Origin of the sequence: Streptomyces spongiicola, assembly GCF_003122365.1 — a bacterium.
In the GTDB taxonomy this organism is placed as follows: Bacteria; Actinomycetota; Actinomycetes; order Streptomycetales; family Streptomycetaceae; genus Streptomyces; species Streptomyces spongiicola.
In genome coordinates, this window is the sequence record NZ_CP029254.1 from 2,241,589 (window position 1) to 2,263,624 (window position 22,036).

Consider the following 22,036-nt stretch of genomic DNA (forward strand, 5'->3'; position numbering starts at 1 on the left):
CGGAAATCCGGTGCCGTGCCGGTGCGGAACGCCGGTGCTGTGCCGGTGCCGGGAGCGGAGCCCGCCGACGCGGCCGGGACGCGGCGACCGCGGCGGCCCGGACCGGGGCGGACGTCGAGCGGCGGTTCGGCGAGCAGCGAGCAGCGGCACGGTCGCCCGCGGCGTCCGGGCACCCCACCGCGCTGCGGCCTCGTGTGCGGCGTGCTCGATCCCCCGCCGCCTCCCGGTCGCCTTCCAACTGCCTCCGGCGGTCCGGCGGTCCGGCGGAAGGCCGTACGCCCACCCGGGGCGGGCTAGCGGGACAGCGGCTGCTCCGTCCAGATGACCTTGCCGCTGCCCGTGTAGCGGGTACCCCATCGCTCGGCGAACTGGGAGACGAGGAACAGTCCGCGGCCGCCCTCGTCAGTGGCCGTGGCCCGGCGCAGATGGGGGGCGGTGCTGCTGCCGTCGGACACCTCGCAGATCAGGAAGCGGTCGCGGATCAGCCGCACCCCGATCGGTCCGACTGCGTGGCGGATGGCGTTGGTGACCAGCTCGCTGAGGATCAGCCCGGTGGTGAACGCCTCCTCCGCCAGTCCCCACTCCTCCAGCGCCCCGGCGGCCTCCGCGCGGACCCGGGCGACCGCGGCGGGCTCGGCCGGCACGTCCCAGGTGACGGAGCGGTTGCCGTCCAGCACCCGGGTCCGGGCCACGACCAGGGCCACGTCGTCACGGGGCCGCTCCGGCAGCAGGGCGTCCAGCACCACGCGGCAGGTCTCCTCGGGCGTCCCGCCGGCCTGGGCGAGCGTGCGGCGCAGCAGTTCCAGGCCCTCGTCGATGTCCCGGTGGCGGTCCTCGACGAGACCGTCCGTGTAGAGCACCAGGCTGCTGCCCTCGGAGAGGTGCAGTTCGGCGGACTCGAAGGGGAGCCCGCCGAGGCCCAGCGGCGGCCCGGCCGGCACACCCGGGAACCGGACCTCGCCGTCGGGGTGCACGATGACGGGCTCCAGATGTCCGGCGCGGGCCACGGTGCACACGCGGGAGGTGGGGTCGTAGATGGCGTACAGGCAGGTGGCGCCGGTGAGCGCGGTGACCGAGCCGTCGGTGTCGTCGTCCTGGTCGATGCGCGAGACCAGTTCGTCCATGTGCCACAGCAGTTCGTCGGGCGGAAGGTCCAGGGACGCGAAGTTGTGGACGGCGGTGCGCATCCGCCCCATGGTCGCCGCGGCGTGCAGACCGTGGCCGACGACATCCCCCACGACGAGGGCGACCCGGGCGCCGGGGAGCGGGATCACGTCGAACCAGTCCCCGCCGACGCCGCCCAGCCCCGCCTGGGCGGGCAGATAGTGGTAGGCCACGTCGAGGGCGGTCTGCTCGGGCAGGACCCGCGGCAGCAGGCTGCGTTGCAGGGCGACCGCCATCGCATGCTCCCGGGTGTAGCGGCGGGCGTTGTCGATGTTCACCGCGGCGCGGGCGACCAGTTCCTCGGCGAGCGACACGTCGTCGCCGTCGAAGGGCTCCGGTTTCCCGGAGCGCCAGAACGTGGCGACGCCCATCGTCACGCCGCGGGCGCGCAGCGGGACGGAGATCATGGAGTGGATGCCGTAGTCGACGAGCCTGCGGGCGCGGGCCGGTTCCTGTGCCTGCCATCCGGAGAAGGCGGGCAGGTCGGCCTCGAGGATGGTCTTGCCCCTGGCGTACGCGACGGCCTGGGGGGTGGTGCTGACGAAGTGGATCAGCCGGCCCGAGGGGTAGAGCGGGGTGTCGGCCCGGACGCCGGTAAAGGCGACACGGCGCATGTCGGTGCCGGACTCCGCGGGTTCGTCCCCGCTGAGCACGGGGTCGGAGAGGTCCACGGTGACGAAGTCGGCGAACCGGGGGACGGCGAAGTCGGCCAGCTCCTGCGAGGTGCGGACCACGTCGAGGGTGGTACCGATCCGCATGCCGGCGTCGTAGACGAGCCGCAGCCGGCCCTGCACGGTGTCGGCGCGGCCGCTGAGGGCCCGGAGTTCGGTGGTGTCCCGCAGGGTGGTGACGGCGCCGCAGCAGGGGCCCGAGCCGTCCGGCGGGGGACTCATGGCGCGCTGGTTCACGGCGACCAGCTGGTGCTCGATGACGTGCACCTCGTCGCTGGCGGGGCGGCCGGACTCCAGCAGCCGGGTGATCTCGGGATCCATGGCGATGTCGCGGACGAGGCGTCCCTGGGCGTCCGGGGGCAGCTCGAGCAGGCGTCGTGCCTCGTCGTTGACGAGCACCAGCCGGCCGTCCTCGTCGACGATCAGCACGCCCTCCCGCACGGCGTGCAGGACCGCGTCGCGGTGCTCGTACATCCTGGTCATCTCGGCGGGACCCAGGCCGTGGGTCTGGTGCCGCAGGCGCCTGCTGATCAGCGCGGCCCCGGAGGTGGCGACGGCCATGGCGAAGGCGGCCGCACCGAGCAGCACGGGAAGCTGGTCCCGGGCTGCCGTGCCGGCCCGCTCGACGGTGATGCCGGCGGCCACGAGCCCCAGCACCTCGCCGTCCTCGCCGGTCACGGGCGCGACACTGCGGATCGAGGGGCCGAGGATGCCGGCGAAGTCCTCGGTCACCCTGTCGCCGGCCGCCGCCGGGCCGATGGTGCCGAGGTATCTGCTGTCGATCATCTCGGGGTCCGGGTGCGTGTGCAGGGTGCCGTCCGGGGCCATCACCACGAGGAAGTCGACGTCCGAGGACGCCCTCGCGGTCTCCGTCATGTCCTGCAGTGCCGTGCTCGGGTCGGGGCCGCGCAGGGCCTCCCTGACGCCCGGCGCGGTCGCGTACGTCTCGGCGACGGCGACCGACCGGTTGCGCGCCTCCCGCTCCCCGCCCGACCGGGCCTGCACGAGCAGGGCGGCGACGGCAGCGGCGACGAGCAGCAAAGCGACCGTCACCTGCAGGACGAACACCTGACTGGCGACGGTGCGCGTGCTCATCGTCGAGCGGAGGCGGCCGAAGAGTCCGGCCATGCTCCTATCTAACACCGGGCGGCTACGGCGGGCGACCGCTTCGGGACAACCGGAGGAGCGGAGGTGGAACCGCGGAGGGCCCGCGGAAGAACCGAGGGGAAGCCGCGGATGAGCCGCGGAGGAGCCCTGAAGCGGCCGCGGAGGCCGTCGGGAAGGGCAGGTGGGACCCCCGGGCCGCCGGGGGTCCCGGGCGGCCTGGCCGGATACCGCGGGTACACCGCGGTGCACCGCGGTGCACCCGCGTTGCACCGCGACGGCGCCCCGTCCCGCGCCCCGTCCCCGCGTGCCGTCCCCGCGTGCCGTCCCGCCCCGTGGCGGGAGCGGCTCCCTCACAGCAGGGCCGGCGGTCCCCCGGCCGCCGCCACCCGCTCTCCCGGCCGGACGGCGGCGGCCGCCGGTTCGCGACCGCCCCCTGTCAGATCCGGCGCCCTCCCCGCTCCGCTCCGGGCCCCCGGTCCGCTCCGGGCCCCCGTCTCCCCCGGGCCCGTCCCCCCGGGCCCGACTCAGGCCCTGGTCAGCCGCAGCGTCACGAGTTCGAACGGGCGGAGGGCCAGGGACACCGCGTCGCCGGTGCGCTCCATCGCGCTGCCCTGGGCCAGCGGACGCTCGAGCAGGTCCGTCGCCACCGCTGCGGCGAGCGGGAAGCCCGCCGTCAGCGTCGCGCGGGCGCGCCCGCCCCGGGACTCGTGGAAGCGGACCACCACGTCGCCGCTTCCGTCGTCCGCGAGCTTGACCGCGGTCACCACCACGGCGTCGTCGTCCACCTCGACCAGTGGTGCGACGCCGGTGTCCGCACCCGTCACCCGCCGCTCCGGGAGGTTCACGCGGTACCCCTCGCGTACCGCGTCGCCGATCGCCGCGCCCGGCGCGAGAGCGTGCCGGAAGCGGTGGACGCCCTGGTCGGTCTGCGGATCGGGGAAGCGCGGGGCGCGCAGCAGGGACGCCCTGAGCGTGGTCGTCGTACCGGAGTCGGCGGCACGGACGGTGCGGGTCACGTCGTGGCCGTACGTGGAGTCGTTGACCAGCGCGACGCCCCAGTCGGGCTCGCCGATGTGGACGAAGCGGTGGTTGCAGGCCTCGAACTTGGCCGCCTCCCAGCTGGTGTTGGTGTGCGTCGCGCGGTGGAAGTGGCCGAACTGGGTCTCGGAGGCGTAGCGCTCGGCGTGCACGTCGAGCGGGAAGGCCAGCTTGAGGAACTTCTCGGTCTCGTGCCAGTCGACCTCGGTGTCGATGTCGAGCCGCTTGGCGCCCGGGGCGAGCGACAGCACCTGGGTCACCCTGGACGACCCGAAGGAGCGCACGATCCGCACCGCGGCCACGCCGGCGCCCTCCTCCACGCCGGTGCCGTCCTCCACGCCTGCGCTCCCCTGCCCTCCGGCGGGCTCCACCAGGTCGGCCTCGACCAGGTCCGTGCCGGTGTTGCGGTAGAACTCGTCCACGTCCCAGGCGTCCCACATGTTCGGGAAGTCGGGGTGCAGCTGGAGCAGGTTGGCGGCGGCACCGGGCGCGACCGCCTCGCGTTCGGCGCCGACGTCGTACGCCGAGACGACGAGGCCGCGTTCGTCGACCTCCACCCTGAGCAGCCCGTTGCCGAGGACGTACCCGCCGCCCTCGCGCGGCCGCAGGTGCGCCGCGGCGCCGCCGGTCGGCCGGGCGGCGCCGCCCGCCGGGACGCCGTGCCGGGCGTGCGGAGCCGGGTTGAAGACGAGTTCGGCGGTTCCGTCCCCGGCGAGTGCCCGCTGGGCGGCGTCGACGACGGCGTTCAGCTCGTCGGCGACCGCCGCGTACGTCTTCTCGGCCTCGCGGTGCACCCAGGCGATGGACGAGCCGGGGAGGATGTCGTGGAACTGGTGCAGCAGCACCGTCTTCCAGATCCGGTCCAGCTGCTCGTACGGGTAGCGGAACCCGGTCCGCACCGCTGCCGTCGCGGCCCACAGCTCGGCCTCGCGCAGCAGGTGCTCGGAGCGGCGGTTGCCCTGCTTGGTCCTCGCCTGGCTGGTGAGCGTGGCCCGGTGCAGTTCGAGGTACAGCTCCCCGACCCACACCGGCGGATCGGCGTACTCGGCCTCGGCCTTGGTGAAGAACGCCTCCGGGGTCTCCCAGACCACCGTCGCCGCGCCCTCCAGGTCCCGCATCCGGGCCGCCTTGGCCACCATCTCCCGGGTGGTGCCGCCTCCTCCGTCGCCCCAGCCGGTCGGCGCCAGCGAGTGACGGGCGACCCCCTTGTCCTTGAAGTTCCTCGCGGCGTGCGCGATCTCGCTGCCCTTCATGGAGCAGTTGTAGGTGTCCACCGGCGGGAAGTGGGTGAGGATCCGGGTCCCGTCGATGCCCTCCCACCGGAAGGTGTGGTGGGGGAACCTGTTCGTCTGCGACCACGAGATCTTCTGGGTGAGCAGCCACTTGGAGCCGGCCGCCTTGATGATCTGGGGCAGTCCCGCGGCGAACCCGAAGGTGTCGGGGAGCCAGGCCTCGTCGTTCTCGATGCCGAACTCGTCCAGGAAGAACCGCTTGCCGTGCACGAACTGACGGGCCATCGCCTCCGAGCCGGGCATGTTGGTGTCGGACTCGACCCACATGCCGCCCGCCGGCACGAACCGGCCGTCGGCGACGGCCTGCTTCACCCTGGCCCACACCTCGGGCCGGTGCTCCTTGACCCAGGCCCACTGCTGCGCCTGCGACATGGCGAAGACGAAGTCCGGTTCGTCCTCCAGCAGGGCCGTCATGTTGGAGGTGGTGCGGGCGACCTTGCGTACGGTCTCCCGGAGCGGCCACAGCCAGGCGGAGTCGATGTGCGCGTGCCCGACGGCGCTGATGCGGTGCGCCGAGGGCTCGGCGGGGGTGGCCAGCACCTGCTCCAGGCAGGCCCGGGCGGCGGCGGCCGTGCCGGGCACGTCCTGGAGGTCGACGGCGTCCAGGGCCCGGCCCACCGCCCGCAGGATCTCGGAGCGCCGGGCGGATTCCGCCGGGAGTTCCGGCATCAGCTCGCCCAGCACCTCGAGGTCCATCACCAGCTGCCAGACGCTCTCCTCGAAGACGGCGAGGTCCATCCGGGCCAACCGGTACTGCGGCTCGCTGCCCGCGGTCTCCTTGTCGCCCAGCGGGGTGGGGAGGAAGGGGTGGTAGTCGAGGATGACCGGGTTGGACGCCGCCTCGATGTGCAGCCGCACCTCCTCGCCGCCCTCGGCGGGCGCCCCGATCCGGACCCACTGGTTGCGGGGGTTCAGCCCCTTCACCGGGGTGCCGTCGGGCCGGTAGACGAGCCCTTCGCACTGGAACCCCGGCATGTTCTCGTCGAAGCCGAGGTCGAGGACCGCCTCGACGGTCCGGCCCGCCCATTCCTCGGGGACGGTCCCGGTGACCCGGAACCAGCTGGTCCCCCACGGCGCGCCCCATCTCGTGCCGACCGTGATCGGCGTCGGGTCGGCGGCCAGGCCCTCCGCGACCGGTACGGGCTCGCCCGGGGCGTTCCACACGGCCACGTCCAGCGGGACGGACGCGGAGTACACGGCGGGTCGGATGCGCTCGTCGAGGACGCGCTTGAGTCGGGCCTCGACCAGGCTGCGGTCGTCATGCATGGGGTTCTGCTCCGTAAGGGGTCGGGGTGCGGGGGGTGCGGGCCGTCACCAGGGGTGGACGGCGGAGGCGGCCGCGGAGGCCGTGTAGAGCTCGCCGACGGCGCGGACCTCGATGCGCAGGGCCGGTTCGCCCGGCTCCGGGCGCAGCCCGGGGACGTGGTACGCGGTCTGGCAGGTGCCGCCGAGGAAGCGCCTGGTGCCGTCGGGGAGGACGCGGTGCAGTTCGTAGTGGCGCAGGGGGCCGGGTGCCGCGGTCCAGCGCAGCCGCAGCCCGGTGCCCTCGTCGGTGGTGGCGCTGCCGGTGACGAGGAGCCGGGTCGGGGAGGCGGGCGATTCCGTTTCGGTCCGCACCGCCAGTCCGCCGAGCCGGTAGGCCACGGCGCCGTCGCCGGTGAGCCGGACCCCGAGGCCGCGCAGCTCGCCCGAGAGGCCGTTCAGCCGCAGGGTCGCGGTCGTCCAGCCGCTGCCGCCGGGCAGGGTCCCGGCGGGCACGTAGGTGTACGGGACCGGGTCGCCGGGCTGGTCCGGCTCCCGGGTGGCGACGGCGAGTTCGACGGTGACGGGGCCCTCGTCCGCCCGGTGGGCCAGCTCGACGACGGTGCCGGGGCCGAGCGGCAGCCGGGTCGCGTACAGCTCGACCGTCACCGGCGCGTCGAGCGGGCCGGCGACCAGGACGCTGCTGCCGCCGCGCCAGGCGTCGGCGAAGTCGAAGGAGACGGCCGGGCGGCGGCCTTCGGTCCGTACGACCCATCGGCGGCCCGGCAGCCGGTCCTGGAGGCCGAGGTGGTTCCACTCGCTGCCGGAGGTGACGGTGCCGTCCTCGTACCAGCGCAGTCCGTGGCCGGTGTTGAAGGTGGTGGCGAACGGCAGTCCGGTGACGGTGGAGCGGTCGGCGACGGCGGTCGCCGGGGCGCGCCATCCGCCGTCGCCGTCCGGGACGGACGGGTCGAGCGACTGCCCGGTCCAGAAGCGGTCGTCGGCGGCGTGGAACTGGCCCGGGGTATGCCCGGCGGGGAGGTGGTTGCGGGTCCACTCGGGGCGGTAGAAGCCGTAGGAGACGACGTGGTCCCCGTCGCGGGGGATGATCGCGTCCCAGTCGACGGTCTTGTTCCAGCCGTTCGCCTCGACGTCGACCCCGGCCCACAACTCGTAGCGGCTGCGACCGAGCGCGGCCGCGCGGGTCGCGGAGGACGCGAGCCGGGACGGTGTCCAGCGGAAGTCCACGAACATCGAGTCGGCGGTCCGGAAGAAGTCCTGGTTCCGCTCGTTGAGCGCGCCCTGCCAGGACACCGCGCCGCCGGCCGTCATCGCGTCGTACCAGGTGACGCGCAGCCCGGCGGAGTCGCCGCGCGCCTTGAGGTCCCGCACGAAGGCGAGCATCTCGGCGCCGAGGGCCGCGTCGCCGCCCTCCGTCTCCGCGTTGACGAACCAGCCGTCGAAGCCGTGGGCCGTGGCGACCTCGACCAGCTTCGCGGCGAGGGGGAAGCGGCCCAGGGAGTCGCGCCGCACCAGGTCGCGGGTCCACCGCAGGTCGCCGCCCCAGTGCACGGGCGGCAGGAACACGGTGCCGAGGACGGGGACGCCGTTGCGGTGGGCGGCGTCCACGACGGGAGCGTTCGGGGCCAGGATCAGGCCCTCCCCCGCCGAGCCGCCCCAGAAGACGAGTTCGTCGAGGTACGCCCAGTGCGTCAGCGCGTAGTGGTCGGCGGTCGGCGCGCCCTGGGAGGGGTTGCCGGAGGTGTGCCCGAAGGAGACCAGCGACTGGACGCGGGCCTGGCCGGTGCGTGCGGTGCGGTTCGGCGGGACGGGTGTGAAGCGCTCGGCCAGCGGCACGGCCGCGGTGTTGAAGGGCAGGTCCGGGTCGTCCTCGGCCCGCCAGGTGCCGAGGCTGCGCCAGGTGACGCCCTCGCCGGGGGTCCCGGCGGGCAGCGAGTCGGGGAACCAGTAGGAGGCGTACGGCCGGAGGTCCCCGGTCGCCGCGGCCTCGGCGGTGCCGCCGGCGAGCGGCGCGGCGGCGGCCCGCCCCGGGGGGAGGAGGGCGGCCGCGGCACCCGCCATTCCCGCGATGACCACGCTGCGGCGGCGGGGGGCGATGGGCTGGGTCATGGTGTGCTCCGTGTCGGTGGTCGGCGAGGGACGGTGCGGTGCGGGAGTGGTCTCTCCGCTGCGGGCGGGACGGTCAGGGGCGGTACGGGCAGGTGCCGGGCCAGGGTAGGTCCCGTGGCCCGAAGCCCGTGGCCGGGCGTCCGGCCCGGCCGGTGCCCCGGGGCGGTACCGGAGCGGCCCGGGACGGTACCGGAGCGGCCCGGGGCGCGGGCCGTCCCGACTGCCGGCGCCGGTCGGGCCGGTCGCCGGTGGGGCCGGTCGGCGGTCGGGCCGGTCGGGTGCGTCATCGGACCTCGTCCGGGGTGACCACCTCGGTGATGCCCCGGGCGGCGAGGTGCCCGGGGTCGTCGGCCCGTCCTGCCAGGACGGCGGCCGGCCGGGCCCCGTCCGCGGTGAGCCGGGCGAACGCCTCGAAGACGGCGCCGCCCGGCGCGCAGACCGAGCGGCGCGGGGCGGTGGCCTCGTCGCCCGCGTCGACGACGAGCGCCGTGGTCCGGGGGGCCGGCCGGTGCGGGCGCTCCCGCTGCCCGCGGACGGCGCGGGCGATGGCCCGCCCGATCGGCTTGACCTCCCGGTCGCTGGTCATCAGGCCCAGGCCGTACTCGAGTTCGGGGAAGTCCGCCAGTGAGCGCGACACGTCGTGCGAGCACCACCAGGTGACGCCCCACAGGTCCTCGCAGTCGAGGACGTTGGCGACGGTCGCCTCGGTGAAGGCGGCCGCGTGCTCGGCGGGGACCAGCGGTGCGGGCGCGCCGACCTCCTGCAGCCACACCGGGCGGTGCGGCTCGTCCGCCCACGCCTTGGAGAGTTCGACGAGGTACGCGGCGTGGTGCTCGGTCGCCGTGCCGGTGCGGCCGTGGCGCTGGGCCGTGCCGTTGAAGACCCAGGAGTGCACGGCGGTGACGGCGCCCAGCCGGGCCGAGTGCGCGGGGGTGAACGGCTGGTCGTCCTGGTACCAGGCGGCGTCGTACTCGGCGTGCAGGTGCAGTCTGCCGGGCGCGCCCTCCTCGCAGGCGGCCAGCAGGGCGCCGAGCCAGTGCTCCGCCTGCGCCGGTGTGATCCGGTCGGGGTCGGGGTGCGGTCCGGCGGAGAACTGGTTGACCTCGTTGCCGACGGTCATGCCGATGAAGTTGGGCCGGTCGGCGAGGGCCTGGGCGAGGGTGCGCAGATACGCGGCCTGGCCCGCCACCACCTCGGGGTCCGTGAAGATGTTGCGGCGGTGCCAGGTCTGCGTCCACGACGGCAGGAAGTCGAAGCTCGACAGGTGCCCCTGGAGTCCGTCGACGTTGACGTCGAGCCCGCGTTCGGCGGCGGCGTCGGCGAGCTGGACGAGCTGTTCCACGGCCCGTGGGCGGATCAGGGTGCGGTTGGGCTGGAAGACCGGCCAGAGCGGGAAGACCCGGACGTGGTCGAGACCCAGTGCCGCGACGGAGTCCAGGTCGGCCCGTACGGCGTCGAGGTCGAAGTCGAGCCAGTGGTGGAACCAGCCCCGGCTCGGGGTGTAGTTGGCGCCGAAGCGCACGCGTGAGGACATGGACGTCCGAGGCTCCTCGGAGGGTCGGGGAAGGCCCGCTTCTCCAGCGGACCCGTGGTGTTGACGGTGCATCAGCCCTTGACGGCTCCCTCTCCCACGCCGCGGAAGAAGTAGCGCTGGAGGCAGGCGAACAGGACGACCAGCGGCAGTACGGCGATGATCGTGCCCGCCGCGACGAGGCGCTCGTCGTCGGCGAAGGTGCCGTGCAGGTAGTTGAGCCCGATGGTGAGGGTGAAGTTCTGGGGATCGCTGAGCACGATCAGCGGCCAGAGGAAGTCGTCCCAGGCGCCCATGAAGGAGAGGATGGCGACGACCGCCAGAGTGCCCTTGACCGAGGGCAGCGCGATCCGGACGAACCGCTGCCAGACGTTCGCGCCGTCGACGAACGCCGCCTCCTCCACCTCGTAGGGCAGGTTGAGGAAGGCGTTGCGCATCAGCAGCACGTTCAGCGCGGAGATCGACAGCGGCAGCACCACGCCGGCGAGGGTGTCGTTGAGCCCGAGCCCGCGCATGGTCGTGAACAGGGCGATGATGATGCCCTCGACGGGCACGAGCATCGCCAGGATGAACACGAGCGTGGCGGCCCGGCGGCCCCGGTAGCGCAGCCGGGCGAGGGCGTAGCCGGCGAGGGCGGCGCCCGCGCAGTTGGCCACGACGTTGACGACCGCGACGGTGAGCGAGTTGAGGGCGTAGTCCCACACGGGGATGGTCTCGGCGACGCGGACGTAGTTGTCGAACGTGGGCTGTTCGGGAAGGAAGGACGGCGGGGAGGCGAAGATGTCCTCGTGCGGCCCCTTGAGCGAGGTGGACAGCTGCCACAGGAACGGTCCGACGGTCAGTGCGAGGACCGCCAGCAGCAGCGCGTACCTCAGCGCGATCTCCCACCCGGGCATCCGGCGGCCGCTCCCGCGGCCGGTGTCCCGGCTCCGGCGCCGGCCCGGGGCGGCCGTGCCTTCCTCCCGCCGCTCCGCGCGGTCCCTGGGCCGGCTCATGCGTCCTCCTTGCGGTCGGCGCGCAGCACCAGCAGCATCAGGGCGACGGTGACGACGAAGACGACCACCGATATCGCCGCGGAGTAGCCGACCCGGCCGGAGAGCCCGGTGCCGGTGCGCTGGACGAGCATGACGAGGGTGGTGTCCTCGCCCGCGGGGCCTCCGTCGGGGCCCGCCATCAGGTACACCTCGGAGAAGACCTTGAAGGCGGCCACCGAGGAGAGGGCGCCCACCAGCACCATGGTGGAGCGGACCGCGGGCACCGTGACGGTGAGGAACCGGCGTACGGCTCCCGCGCCGTCCACGGACGCCGCCTCGTGCAGCTCGCGCGGGACGTTCCCCAGCGCGGCCAGATAGATGATCATGTAGTAGCCGAGGCCCTTCCAGACCGTGACCGCCATGGCGCTCAGCAGGAGCAGCCACTGGTCGCTGAGGAAGCCGACCGGGCCGGCCCCCACCACCTCCAGCATCGAGTTCACCAGGCCGCGTTCGTCCAGCAGCCACACCCAGATCAGGCCGACCACCACGATGGAGGCGACGACCGGGGTGTAGAACGCGGAGCGGAAGAACGTGATGCCCGGGATCTGCTTCTCCACGAGCAGCGCCAGCAGCAGCGGCAGGACGACCAGCGCGGGCACGACGCCGAGCACGTACAGCGTGCTGTTGCGCAGGCCGATCCAGAACATCTCGTCGCCGAGCATCTCCCGGTAGTTGTCCAGTCCGACGAAGCTGCCGGGCAGCAGCGCCCGGCGGTCCGTGAAGGAGTTGGCCACCGTGGAGAGGAACGGGTAGAGGCTGAACGCGCCGGCGACCAGCATTCCCGGGGCCGCGAACAGCCAGGGGCTCATGGGCAGTTGCCGTCTGATCCGGCTCCTTCCGCCCCTCGGGCGGCCGGCGGGCGGCCGGCCGCTCGGGGCGCGCCTCTTCGCCGTCCTGCCGGGGGTCGAAGCCGGTGAGGTGGTGGGGGTCGTCATGGCCGGGTCCTTGCTCGTCCGGGTCTCAGCTCTGCTTCAGCAGCCGGTCACAGGCCTTGACAGCGTTGTCAAGCGCTTCCTTGGGGCTCTCCTTGCCCTGGAGCGCCCTCGCGACGGCGTTGCGCAGTTCGGTCTTCATCTGCTCGCTCAGCAGCACCGGGGTGTAGTTGACCGCGGTCTTCAGGGACCTGGCGGCGGCGATCCGCACCCTGGTGGCGTCGGTACCGTCCTCCTCGGTGAAGTACGGGTCGTCGAGGGAGCCCGCGGTGCTCGGGAAGATGGCGACCTGCTTGGCGAACTCCATCTGGCGCTGGGCGTCGGTGACGAAGTGGGCGAAGGCGACGGCGGCCGGCGTCTGCTTGGTCCGGGCGTTCACCATGACGCCCATCACGTACATGTTGTCCTTGCCGGTGTTGCTGATCTGCTCGGTGATCCCGATGTTGTCGTACAGCGTCGGGGCCTGCTTCCGGAACTTCTCCAGGTCCAGCGCGGAGCCCGGGTTCATCGCCACCGCCTCGGTGAGGAACTTCTTGCCCGCCGACTCGGGCGTCGCGGTGAGCGCCTGCGGGTCGAGCGCCTTGGCGTCGTACAACTCCTTGTACTTGGAAAGGAGTTCGACCCCCTTGGCGTCGTTGAAGGTGAAGGCGGTGCCCTCGTCGTTCATCAGCGGCACGCCGTAGCGGCCGAAGTCCTCGATGGTGGGGATGTTGGCCAGTGTGGCGATCTCGCCCTTGCTCTTCTCCGCGATCCGCAGCGACTGGTCGAAGAGTTCGCCGTACGTCGTCGGAGGCTTCTCCGGGTCGAGCCCGGCCTCCCGGAAGAGGCGCTTGTTGTAGAACAGCGGGCCGGTGTTGAGGTACCACGGGAAGGCGTAGGTGCCCTCCAGGCCCGGGACCCGGTGGCCTGCCCAGGCGCCCGGCAGGTACTCCTTCTCGTACTTCGCGGCCGCCTGGTCGAGGTCGAGCGCGAGGCCGGCCTTGGCCAGCGGGGCGAGCAGGTCCGGGGAGACGTTGACGACGTCCGGGAGGGTGCCGCCGGCGGCGTCGGCGCTGAGCTTGTCGGCGTAGCCCTCGGCGGGCTGGTCGACCCACTTCACCTCGGTGCCGGGGTACTCCTTCTCGAAGTCGGCGATGAGACCGGTGAAGTAGGGCTTGAAACCGGCCCGCAGGTTCCAGGTCTGGAAGGTGATGCTGCCCTCGACCTTGCCGGAGGCGTCCGCCTCGCCGCCGGCGCCGGACGCGCCTCCGCAGGCGCTGAGCGGGAGGACGACGGCGAGGACGGCGGCGGTGGCGGCGGTTCTGCGGGCGGTACGGCGGGGGATAGGCACGGTGGATCGGCTCCTTTGCTCGGCCCGGCGTGGGCTGCATCCGGTGCACGGGATGCCGCGGACGCTGGGAGCAGACCCTGCATCGCGTTCCGGCGGAAAGTCAATGCACTGAGCGAAGAAAATTCCGCTCCCCTGACATCTTCGCAGCTCAGAGACGTTTGCACGCAGGGTTGCGTGATCGACTAATGCGCTTTAGAGTTCAGCCACTCAAGCGCTTTAGTGCACTGGGCCGACCGACCGGGAAGGGAGCACGGGTGGCAGCGAATCCTCCGTCCGCCGAGGACGCGCCGCAGCGGGGGCGGTCCCCCGCGCGGCGACCGCGGATCAAGGACATCGCCCGCCGCGCGGGGGTCTCCGAGACCGCCGTGTCCTTCGCGCTCAACGACCGGCCGGGAGTCTCCGAAGCCACCCGCGACCGGGTGCGCCGGGTCGCCGACCAGCTGGGCTGGCGGCCGAGCGCCGCCGCCCGCGCACTGTCCGGGGAGGGCGCGGCGACGGTGGGCCTGGTGGTCGCACGGCCCGCGGGGACACTCGGCGTCGACTCGTTCTTCCTCCAGCTGATCTCCGGGATCCAGGAGGCGCTGTCCGAGCGCCATCTCGGTCTGCTCTTCCAGGTGGTGGAGGACCTGGACGCCGAGTGCGCGGTGTACCGCCGCTGGTGGGCCGAGCACCGGGTGGACGGCGTCCTCGTCGTCGACCCGCGCTCCGACGACCCGCGGCCGGCGCTGCTCGCCGAGCTGGGACTGCCGGGCGTGGTGATCGGTGGCGCCCCCGAGGAGGGCGGTCCGGGGCTGTCCACGCTGTGGGCGGACGACGCCGGTGCGATGGCCTCCGTCGTCGGCAGGCTCCACACGCTGGGGCACCGGCGCATCGTGCACATCGCCGGGCTGCCCGGTCTCGCCCACACCGAGCGGCGCATCCGTTCGCTGCGGGCGCAGGCCGAGCGGCTGGGGCTGACCGAGGTCCGCTCCGTCACCACCGACTACTCGGACGCGGAGGGCGCCGCCGTCACCCGCGGAGTGCTCTCGGGCGAGGCGCCGCCGACCGCTCTGGTGTACGACAACGACGTGATGGCCGTGGCCGGGGTCGCCGTGGCGACGGGTCTCGGCTGTGCCGTGCCCGAGGACGTGTCGATCATCGCCTGGGAGGACTCGGCCCTGTGCCGCCTGGTCGACCCGTGGCTCGCGGCCCTCTCCCGGGACACGGTCTCCTTCGGCCGCGGCGCGGCGGCCGAACTCGTGGCCCTGCTCGACGGAGCCCCCGCGCGGACGGTCCGGGTGCCGGTCCCCGGGCTGATCGAGCGGGCGAGTATCGGACCGGTCCGCCCGGCGGCGGCCGCACGTACACGGCCGCCGTGGCGGCGCGCGGGCGGCTGACCGAGGTCGGACCGACCGCACCGGCTGCCGCCACGGCGGCCGTGAGGACGCAGGGCGCCGGTCAGGCGCGGTGGAGCAGGGCCTTCATGACGTCGAGCAGGGCCGTCTCCGGGTCGCGGACCGCCCCGGGCGCCCGCCAGGCCACGAAGCCGTCGGGGCGCACCACCACGGCGCCCTCGTCCGTCGTGCCGTGCAGCTCGGCCCAGTCACCGGACTCGGGGACGAGTTCCGCGTGCGGTTCGGTGCCGATCCGGTAGGCGTCCAGGGTGACGGACAGCTTCTCGGCGACCTTGGCGGCCGCCGTGTGCCACGGTGTGCCGCCGGAGCCGGTGAGCAGCACGAAGTTGCGCTCGTACAGGTCGAGCGTGGACATCGTCCGCTCGCTGTCGTGCGGGTGCAGCCACATGTGCGGGGCCCGGGTGCCGGGGTCCCCGGAGAGGTCCATCCGATCGGGTACGACCGCCATGCCGGGATCGGCGCCGACGACGGCGCCGTGCGGGTAGCGGTAGCCCATGGCCACCGTGAGCATGCCGCGCCGGCGTCCGCCGACCATCTCGGGGCCGGGCGTGTAGCCCGGATGGCTGTGCTCCGCCGACCGGGCCGACGCGCGCTCGCCGGTGGCCTCCGCCACCGGACGGCGCTCGGCCTCGTAGCTGGACAGCAGGCCGGGACCGGCGGAGCCGTCGAGGACGAGGGCGAGCTTCCAGGCGAGGTTGTGGGCGTCCTGGATGCCGGTGTTGGAGCCGAAGGCACCGGTGGGTGACATCTCGTGGGCGGAGTCCCCGGCGAGGAAGACCCGGCCTTGGCCGTACCGTTCCGCGACCCGCTCGGCGGCGTGCCAGGGGGCCTTTCCGGTGATCTCCACGTCGATGCCGGGCGCGCCGACGGCCCGGCGGATGTGCTCGGCGCAGCGCTCGTCGGTGAAGTCCTCCAGCGTCTCGCCGGTGTCCGGCTGCCAGGGTGCGTGGAAGACCCAGTTCTCGATGTTGTCCACGGGCAGCAGAGCTCCGTCCGCGCCCTCGGCGGTGAGGTAGCAGACGATGAAGCGCCGCTCGCCGACGACGTCCGCGAGCCCGCGCGAGCGGAACGTGATGCTGACGTTGTGGAAGAGGTCCCCGTGCCCCGTCTGGCCGATGCCGAGCTGCCGGCGGATCGGGCTGCGGGGCCCGTCGGCCGCGATCAGGTAGTCGGCTCGCACGGTCCTGCGCCGCCCCGAGTCGCGCTCCCGCACGACGGCGGTGACGCCGTCCCCGTCCTGCTCGAACGACACCAGCTCGGTGGAGTAGCGCAGGTCGCCGCCGAGCTTGCGGGCGCAGTCGAGCAGCACCGGCTCGAGGTCGTTCTGGCTGCACACGCACCACCCGGACGGGCTGAAGCGGGCGATCCCGTTGCCGGGGTCGATCTCCTTCAGCAGCCACTCGCCGGCGTCGCCGTGGAGCGAGGGGGTCTGGAAGATGCCGTGGTTGCCGGCGAGGAGCGAGGCGGCCCGGTGGATGAGCGGTTCGGCCCCGGCCACCCGGAACAGCTCCATGGTGCGGACGTTGTTGCCCCGGCCGCGCGGATGCCTCGACGTGCCCGCGTGTCTCTCCACCAGCATGTGCCCGACGCCGAGCCGGCCGAGGAACAGCGAGGAGGACAGCCCCACCAGGGAGCCGCCCACGATGAGTACCGGTACGCGCTCGTCGATGTGTTCTTCCATCAGTAGCTCCAGCTCCAGCCGCCGGTAGGGGGGAATGGGGTTTCCATGCCCTGGCGGGAGGGGCTCGATCGCCCGGTTCACCCACCTGGTTCACACATCTCGCGCCACCCGTGGTACCGGCACAGGATCGAAGCCTGACACCCCTGGCCGGCTTCGTGCACCGCACGCGGCGGCCCCACCGTCTCGAAGGAGATGCGTGCATCATGACAACGCTTTCGGAACGTATATCGCAGTCGGCCTTCGACGGCTCCAGGCTGCGTGTCGTACTGCTGCTGGACCTTCATGACGGCGCTCAGCAGAACTTCCTCAAGGCCTACGAGCACATGCGCAACCAGGTCGCGTCGGTGCCGGGCCACATCAGCGACCAGCTGTGCCAGTCGATCGAGAACCCCTCGCAGTGGCTGATCACCAGCGAGTGGGAGAGCGCCCCGCCCTTCCTCGCCTGGGTGAACAGCGAGGAGCACGTCGAGACGGTACGGCCGCTGCACAACTGCGTCCGGGACACCCGGTCGCTGCGCTTCAGCGTGCTGCGCGAGACGGGCCGGCTGCACACGCCGCCGGCCGCCGACGCGACGCACGGCGGACTGCAGCCGTTCCCCCGAGTGGGTGACAACGTGGTGCGCCACGCGCTCACCTTCACGGTGAAGCCGGGCAGCGAGAAGGTCGTGGCGGACATCCTCGCGGGCTACCGCTCGCCCCGGTCGAAGGTCGACGAGCACACCCGGCTGCGCAGGACCTCGCTCTTCATGCACGGCAACCGCGTGGTGCGGGCCGTCGAGGTGGAGGGCGACCTGATGGCCGCGCTGCGCCATGTGGCCCGGCAGCCCGAGGTACGGGCCGTCGAGGAGGCCATCAACCCCTACCTGGAGCAGGACCGGGACCTCAACGACCCCGACTCCGCGCGGGTGTTCTTCACCCGGGCGGCGCTTCCCGCGGTGCACCACCTGGCCTCCGCGGGCACCGACGACGAGGCCGTCAAGCGGCACGCGCTGTACTACCCGGCCAAACCCGGCTGCGGCATGGCGCTGGCGCGGCTGCTCGCCGGGCAGGACGAGGCGGCGGCGGGCGACCCGTCGACCCCGATCGACAGCAGCACGATCTTCCAGCGGGACGACATCGTCGTACGCCTGGTCGACGTGCGCGGTTCCGGTGACGCGGCGCCGCTGCAGGTGATCGGGGCGCACGGCCCGCGCAAGGCGGCCATGCTGTCCCGCCTGCTGGACAGCGAGGCACTGGGCATCGACGCCCCGGCGACTCGGGAGGACATGTCCAAGCTGCTGTCGTCCGCCGACATGCGCCCGATCACCGACCGCCACGCCCCCTGACCCGTGCGACCGGCCGCACCGGTACGCGCAAACCCGAAACGCCGGCGCCACACGCACGGCCACGTGGAGGAACCCGTCATGACCACACCCCATCGCATCGTCGACCTCAGTGAGACCCAGCACAACACCAAACGCGGCGGCGACCTGCGCGCCGTGCTCACGCCCACGGCGGTGGGCGCCACGAGCGGCTTCATGGGCCTGGCGACCGTCGAGCCCGGCGACCGCATCGGCGAGCACTACCACCCGTACTCGGAGGAGTTCGTGTACGTCGTGTGCGGGGAGATGGAAGTCGACCTCGACGACGAGACGCTGCCGATCCGGCCGGACCAGGGGCTGTTCATCCCGCCCTATGTCCGCCACCGCTTCCGCAACGTCGGCAGCACGCAGGCCCGGATGGTCTTCCACCTCGGGCCGCTGGCCCCGCGGCCGGAGCTGGGCCACGTCGACACCGAGGAGACGCCGGGAGCGGAGGCAGGGGCCGCCCACCGGCCGCCGGAACGCACCGGGACGGCTTCATGACCCGGCGCGTGGCGGTCACCGGTGTCGGCATAGTCGCGCCGGGGGGTGTCGGGATACCGGCGTTCTGGGACCTCCTGGCCGACGGCCGCACGGCGACACGCGGCATCACCCTCTTCGACCCGGCCGGCTTCCGTTCCCGGATCGCCGCCGAGTGCGACTTCGACCCGGCGGAGCACGGGCTGGGGCCGGAGGAGGTGCGGCGCGCGGACAGGTACGTCCAGTTCGCCATGGTCGCCGCCCGGGAGGCGCTCCGGGACGCCGGTCTCGACCCGGAGAAGGAGGACCCCTGGCGGATCGGGGTGTCGCTCGGCACCGCCGTGGGCGGCACCACCCGTCTGGAGCACGACTACGTCAGGGTCAGCGGTTCGGGCCGGCGCTGGGACGTGGATCCGGGCGAGGCGGAGCCGCATCTGCACCGGGCGTTCTCGCCCAGCGCCCTCGCCTCCGAGGTCGCCGAGCAGACGGGCGCCCACGGTCCGGTGCAGACCGTGTCCACTGGCTGCACCTCCGGCCTGGACGCGATCGGCTACGCCTTCCACGCGATAGAGGAGGGCAGGGTCGACGTCTGCATCGCCGGGGCCTCGGACTCGCCCATCTCCCCCATCACCGTGGCGTGCTTCGACGCGATCAAGGCCACGTCACCCAACAACGACGATCCGGCCCATGCCTCCCGCCCCTTCGACGCGCGCCGTGACGGGTTCGTGATGGGCGAGGGCGGAGCCGTGCTCGTCCTGGAGGAACTCGAGCACGCACGGGCCCGCGGTGCCACGGTGTACTGCGAGGTCGGCGGCTACGCCACGTTCGGCAACGCTTACCACATGACGGGGCTCACCCGTGAGGGTCTGGAGATGGCTCGGGCCATCGACAGCGCCCTGGACCACGCGCGGCTCGACGGGTCGGACATCGACTACGTCAACGCGCACGGTTCCGGTACGCAGCAGAACGACCGGCACGAGACGGCCGCCGTGAAGCAGTCGCTCGGGTCCCACGCGTACAAGGTCCCGATGAGTTCCATCAAGTCGATGGTGGGCCACTCGCTCGGGGCGATCGGGGCGATCGAGGTCGTCGCCTGTGTGCTGGCACTGGCCCACCAGGTGGTGCCGCCGACGGCGAACTACGAGACCCCCGACCCCGAGTGCGATCTCGACTATGTGCCGCGCACGGCGCGCGCCCTCAGGCTGCGCAACGTGCTCTCGGTCGGCAGCGGATTCGGCGGGTTCCAGTCCGCCGTCGTCCTGACCCGGCCAGGAGGGAGGACACCATGAGTCCTCGGCAGGACCGGCGACCGGTCGTCACCGGAATCGGTGTCGTCGCCCCCAACGGGGTCGGTACCGACGCCTTCTGGAAGTCCACCCGGGAGGGCGTCAGCGTCCTCGACCACATCACGCGTGAAGGCTGCGACCGCATGCCGGTCCGGGTCGCCGGAGAGGTCCGCGGCTTCGACCCCGAGTCCCTGGTCGAGGAGCGCTACCTCGTCCAGACCGACCGGTTCACGCACTTCGCGATGGCGGCGGCCGACATGGCGCTGGCCGACGCGCGGATCTCCGCGGGCGACTGCGGCGGGTCGCCGTTCGCCGTGGGTGTGGTCACGGCGGCCGGTTCCGGCGGCGGCGAGTTCGGCCAGCGGGAGCTGCAGCGGCTGTGGGGGCAGGGCTCGCGCTATGTGGGCCCGTACCAGTCCATCGCCTGGTTCTACGCGGCGAGCACGGGCCAGATCTCCATCCGCGGCGGGTTCAAGGGCCCCTGCGGTGTGGTGGCCAGTGACGAGGCGGGCGGTCTCGACGCCCTCGCGCACGCGGCCCGGGCCATCGGCCGGGGCACGGACGCGGTCGTGATCGGGGCGGCGGAGGCGCCGCTCGCGCCGTACTCGCTGGTCTGCCAGCTCGGCTACCGGGAGCTCAGCACGAGCGAGGACCCGGAGCGGGCCTACCGGCCCTTCACCGCGGGCGCGAGCGGCTTCGTGCCCGCGGAGGGCGGGGCCATGCTCGTCGTGGAGGCGGAGTCGGCGGCCCGCCGCCGCGAAGCCCCGGTCCGCGCCGTGGTGGCCGGTCACGCGGCGACGTTCACCGGGGCCTCCCGGTGGGAGGCCTCGCGCGAGGGGCTGGCCCGGGCGATCCGGGGAGCCCTGGCGGAGGCCGGGTGCGCGCCCGAGGAGGTCGACGTCGTCTTCGCGGACGCGCTCGGCATCCCGGACGCGGACCGCGCCGAGGCCCTGGCGCTCGCCGACGCGCTGGGGACGCACGGCCGGCGGGTGCCGGTGACGGCGCCCAAGGCCGGCACGGGCCGGGCGTACTGCGGAGCGCCCGTGCTGGACACCGCCGCCGCCGTACTCGCCCTTCAGGAAGGCGTCGTCCCGCCCACGCCGAACGTCTTCGACGTGTGCCACGAACTGGAGGTGGTCACCGGCAGGCCGCGCCCTGCCGAGCTGCGCACGGCCCTGGTGCTGAGCCGGGGACTCATGGGCTCGAACGCGGCGCTCGTGCTGCGGCACGGCGCCGACGCCCGGTGAAGAACCCTGAGAAGGAGGACGTCATGACCATGCAGATCTCCAAGCTGACCATCGAAGAGCTGGCCGCCCTGATGAAGAAGGGCGCCGGCGTCACCGTCGACCCCGCGGAGATGGGCGGCCGCCCCGAGGCGCGGTTCGACGAGTACGGCCTCGACTCCCTCGGCCTGCTCGGCATCGTCGGGGAGCTCGAGAACCGCTACGGCCGCTCACTCCCCCAGGACGCGGACCGCTGCAAGACCCCGCGTGAGTTCCTCGACCTCGTCAACAACTCCCTCATGGCAGGAGCCTGAAGTGTCCGGGCACACCGAGAACAAGATCGTCATCAACGCTCCCATGGACCTCGTCTGGGAGGTCACCAACGACATCGAGAACTGGCCACGGCTGTTCAGCGAGTACGCCTCCGTCGAGATCCTGGAGCGCGAGGGCAACCGGACGAGGTTCCGGCTGACCATGCACCCGGACGAGAACGGCACGGTGTGGAGCTGGGTGTCGGAGCGCGTCGTCGACCCCGGTGCGAGGACCGTCAGCGCCCGCCGGGTGGAGACGGGTCCCTTCCAGCACATGGACATCCGCTGGAAGTACGACCGGACGCCCGGCGGAGTCCTCATGCACTGGACCCAGGACTTCGCGATGAAGCCGGACGCCCCGGTCGACGACGACTGGATGACCGACAACATCAACAAGAACTCCAAGGTCCAGATGGCCCTCATCAAGGAGAAGATCGAGCAGCGGGCCCGGGAGCACGGCGCGCCGGTCTCGGTCCACTCCGACTGACCGCCCACCGAAGGGAACCCCCTCGATGCACCACGCCCTCATCGTCGCCCGTATGGCACCGGACTCGGCCCCCGACATCGCCGAGGTGTTCGAGGCCTCCGACCGGGGCGAACTGCCCGACCTGGTCGGGGTGACCCGGCGCAGCCTCTTCCAGTTCGGCGATGTCTACCTCCATCTGATCGAAGCCGACCGGCCGCCGGGGCCGGCGGTGGCCAAGGTGGCGGACCACCCCGAGTTCCGTGACATCAGCGACAGGCTCTCCGCCTACGTCAGCGCGTACGACCCGAAGACCTGGCGCGGCCCCAAGGACGCCATGGCCCGCGAGTTCTACCGCTGGGAGCGTGCGGCGAAGGGATGAAACGG

The 22,036-nt window shown here is 73.0% G+C and carries 16 protein-coding genes; 8 read left to right on the plus strand and 8 right to left on the minus strand.

From position 1 onward, the window contains the following. Positions 1-293 precede the first annotated feature (293 nt). The 7 genes from DDQ41_RS09675 to DDQ41_RS09705 all read right to left on the minus strand — a co-directional run bounded on the left by DDQ41_RS09675 (position 294) and on the right by DDQ41_RS09705 (position 13,471). Positions 294-2,963, minus strand: a complete 2,670-nt coding sequence (locus DDQ41_RS09675) for a SpoIIE family protein phosphatase/ATP-binding protein (RefSeq protein ID WP_109294127.1) — start codon at positions 2,961-2,963, stop codon at positions 294-296. Positions 2,964-3,466: 503 nt separating this feature from the next. Beyond that, entirely contained in the window at positions 3,467-6,538 is a 3,072-nt protein-coding gene (locus DDQ41_RS09680) for an alpha-mannosidase (protein WP_109294128.1), read from the minus strand. A gap of 45 nt (positions 6,539-6,583) precedes the next feature. Next, positions 6,584-8,644, minus strand: a complete 2,061-nt coding sequence (locus DDQ41_RS09685) for an endo-beta-N-acetylglucosaminidase (RefSeq protein WP_109294129.1) — start codon at positions 8,642-8,644, stop codon at positions 6,584-6,586. 283 nt (positions 8,645-8,927) lie between these two features. Then, a complete protein-coding gene (locus tag DDQ41_RS09690) occupies positions 8,928-10,178 on the minus strand; it encodes a glycoside hydrolase 5 family protein (protein WP_109294130.1) in 1,251 nt (416 codons plus the stop codon). A 71-nt stretch (positions 10,179-10,249) separates the two neighbouring features. Beyond that, positions 10,250-11,170, minus strand: a complete 921-nt coding sequence (locus tag DDQ41_RS09695; RefSeq protein ID WP_109294131.1) for a carbohydrate ABC transporter permease — start codon at positions 11,168-11,170, stop codon at positions 10,250-10,252. Next, the gene (locus DDQ41_RS09700; protein ID WP_109294132.1) at positions 11,167-12,144 is read right to left on the minus strand and encodes a carbohydrate ABC transporter permease; all 978 of its coding nucleotides are present in this window, start codon (positions 12,142-12,144) and stop codon (positions 11,167-11,169) included. The genes DDQ41_RS09695 and DDQ41_RS09700 overlap by 4 nt, the downstream gene beginning before the upstream one ends. 25 nt (positions 12,145-12,169) lie before the next feature. After that, complete coding sequence (locus DDQ41_RS09705) at positions 12,170-13,471, minus strand: extracellular solute-binding protein (protein ID WP_109294133.1); 1,302 nt, start codon at positions 13,469-13,471, stop codon at positions 12,170-12,172. A gap of 254 nt (positions 13,472-13,725) precedes the next feature. Here DDQ41_RS09705 and DDQ41_RS09710 point away from each other — a divergent pair, with 254 nt between their 5' ends. Further along, positions 13,726-14,847 carry a LacI family DNA-binding transcriptional regulator gene (locus DDQ41_RS09710; protein WP_109294134.1) on the plus strand — a complete coding sequence of 374 codons (1,122 nt, stop codon included), beginning with the start codon at positions 13,726-13,728 and terminating at the stop codon, positions 14,845-14,847. 61 nt (positions 14,848-14,908) lie between these two features. Here DDQ41_RS09710 and DDQ41_RS09715 read toward each other — a convergent pair whose 3' ends face one another. Continuing rightward, complete coding sequence (locus DDQ41_RS09715) at positions 14,909-16,546, minus strand: FAD-dependent oxidoreductase (protein WP_109294135.1); 1,638 nt, start codon at positions 16,544-16,546, stop codon at positions 14,909-14,911. Positions 16,547-16,749: 203 nt separating this feature from the next. Here DDQ41_RS09715 and DDQ41_RS09720 point away from each other — a divergent pair, with 203 nt between their 5' ends. The 7 genes from DDQ41_RS09720 (at position 16,750) to DDQ41_RS09750 (ending at position 22,031) form a co-directional block, all read left to right on the plus strand. Further along, positions 16,750-17,871: a SchA/CurD-like domain-containing protein gene (locus DDQ41_RS09720; RefSeq protein WP_109294136.1), complete on the plus strand. Its 1,122-nt coding sequence runs from the start codon at positions 16,750-16,752 to the stop codon at positions 17,869-17,871. Between the two features lie 78 nt (positions 17,872-17,949). Further along, entirely contained in the window at positions 17,950-18,390 is a 441-nt protein-coding gene (locus tag DDQ41_RS09725; RefSeq protein WP_109294137.1) for a cupin domain-containing protein, read from the plus strand. Then, positions 18,387-19,655, plus strand: coding sequence for a beta-ketoacyl-[acyl-carrier-protein] synthase family protein (locus DDQ41_RS09730; RefSeq protein ID WP_109294138.1), 1,269 nt, complete (start codon positions 18,387-18,389; stop codon positions 19,653-19,655). The genes DDQ41_RS09725 and DDQ41_RS09730 overlap by 4 nt, the downstream gene beginning before the upstream one ends. Beyond that, positions 19,652-20,899: a beta-ketoacyl synthase N-terminal-like domain-containing protein gene (locus DDQ41_RS09735; RefSeq protein ID WP_109294139.1), complete on the plus strand. Its 1,248-nt coding sequence runs from the start codon at positions 19,652-19,654 to the stop codon at positions 20,897-20,899. The genes DDQ41_RS09730 and DDQ41_RS09735 overlap by 4 nt, the downstream gene beginning before the upstream one ends. 23 nt (positions 20,900-20,922) lie before the next feature. Continuing rightward, on the plus strand, positions 20,923-21,189 hold the full coding sequence (locus tag DDQ41_RS09740; protein WP_109294140.1) for an acyl carrier protein: 267 nt from the start codon (positions 20,923-20,925) through the stop codon (positions 21,187-21,189). A 1-nt stretch (position 21,190) separates the two neighbouring features. Then, the gene (locus DDQ41_RS09745) at positions 21,191-21,673 is read left to right on the plus strand and encodes an SRPBCC family protein (RefSeq protein WP_109294141.1); all 483 of its coding nucleotides are present in this window, start codon (positions 21,191-21,193) and stop codon (positions 21,671-21,673) included. A gap of 25 nt (positions 21,674-21,698) precedes the next feature. Then, on the plus strand, positions 21,699-22,031 hold the full coding sequence (locus tag DDQ41_RS09750) for a TcmI family type II polyketide cyclase (RefSeq protein WP_109294142.1): 333 nt from the start codon (positions 21,699-21,701) through the stop codon (positions 22,029-22,031). The last annotated feature ends 5 nt before the right edge of the window (positions 22,032-22,036 follow it).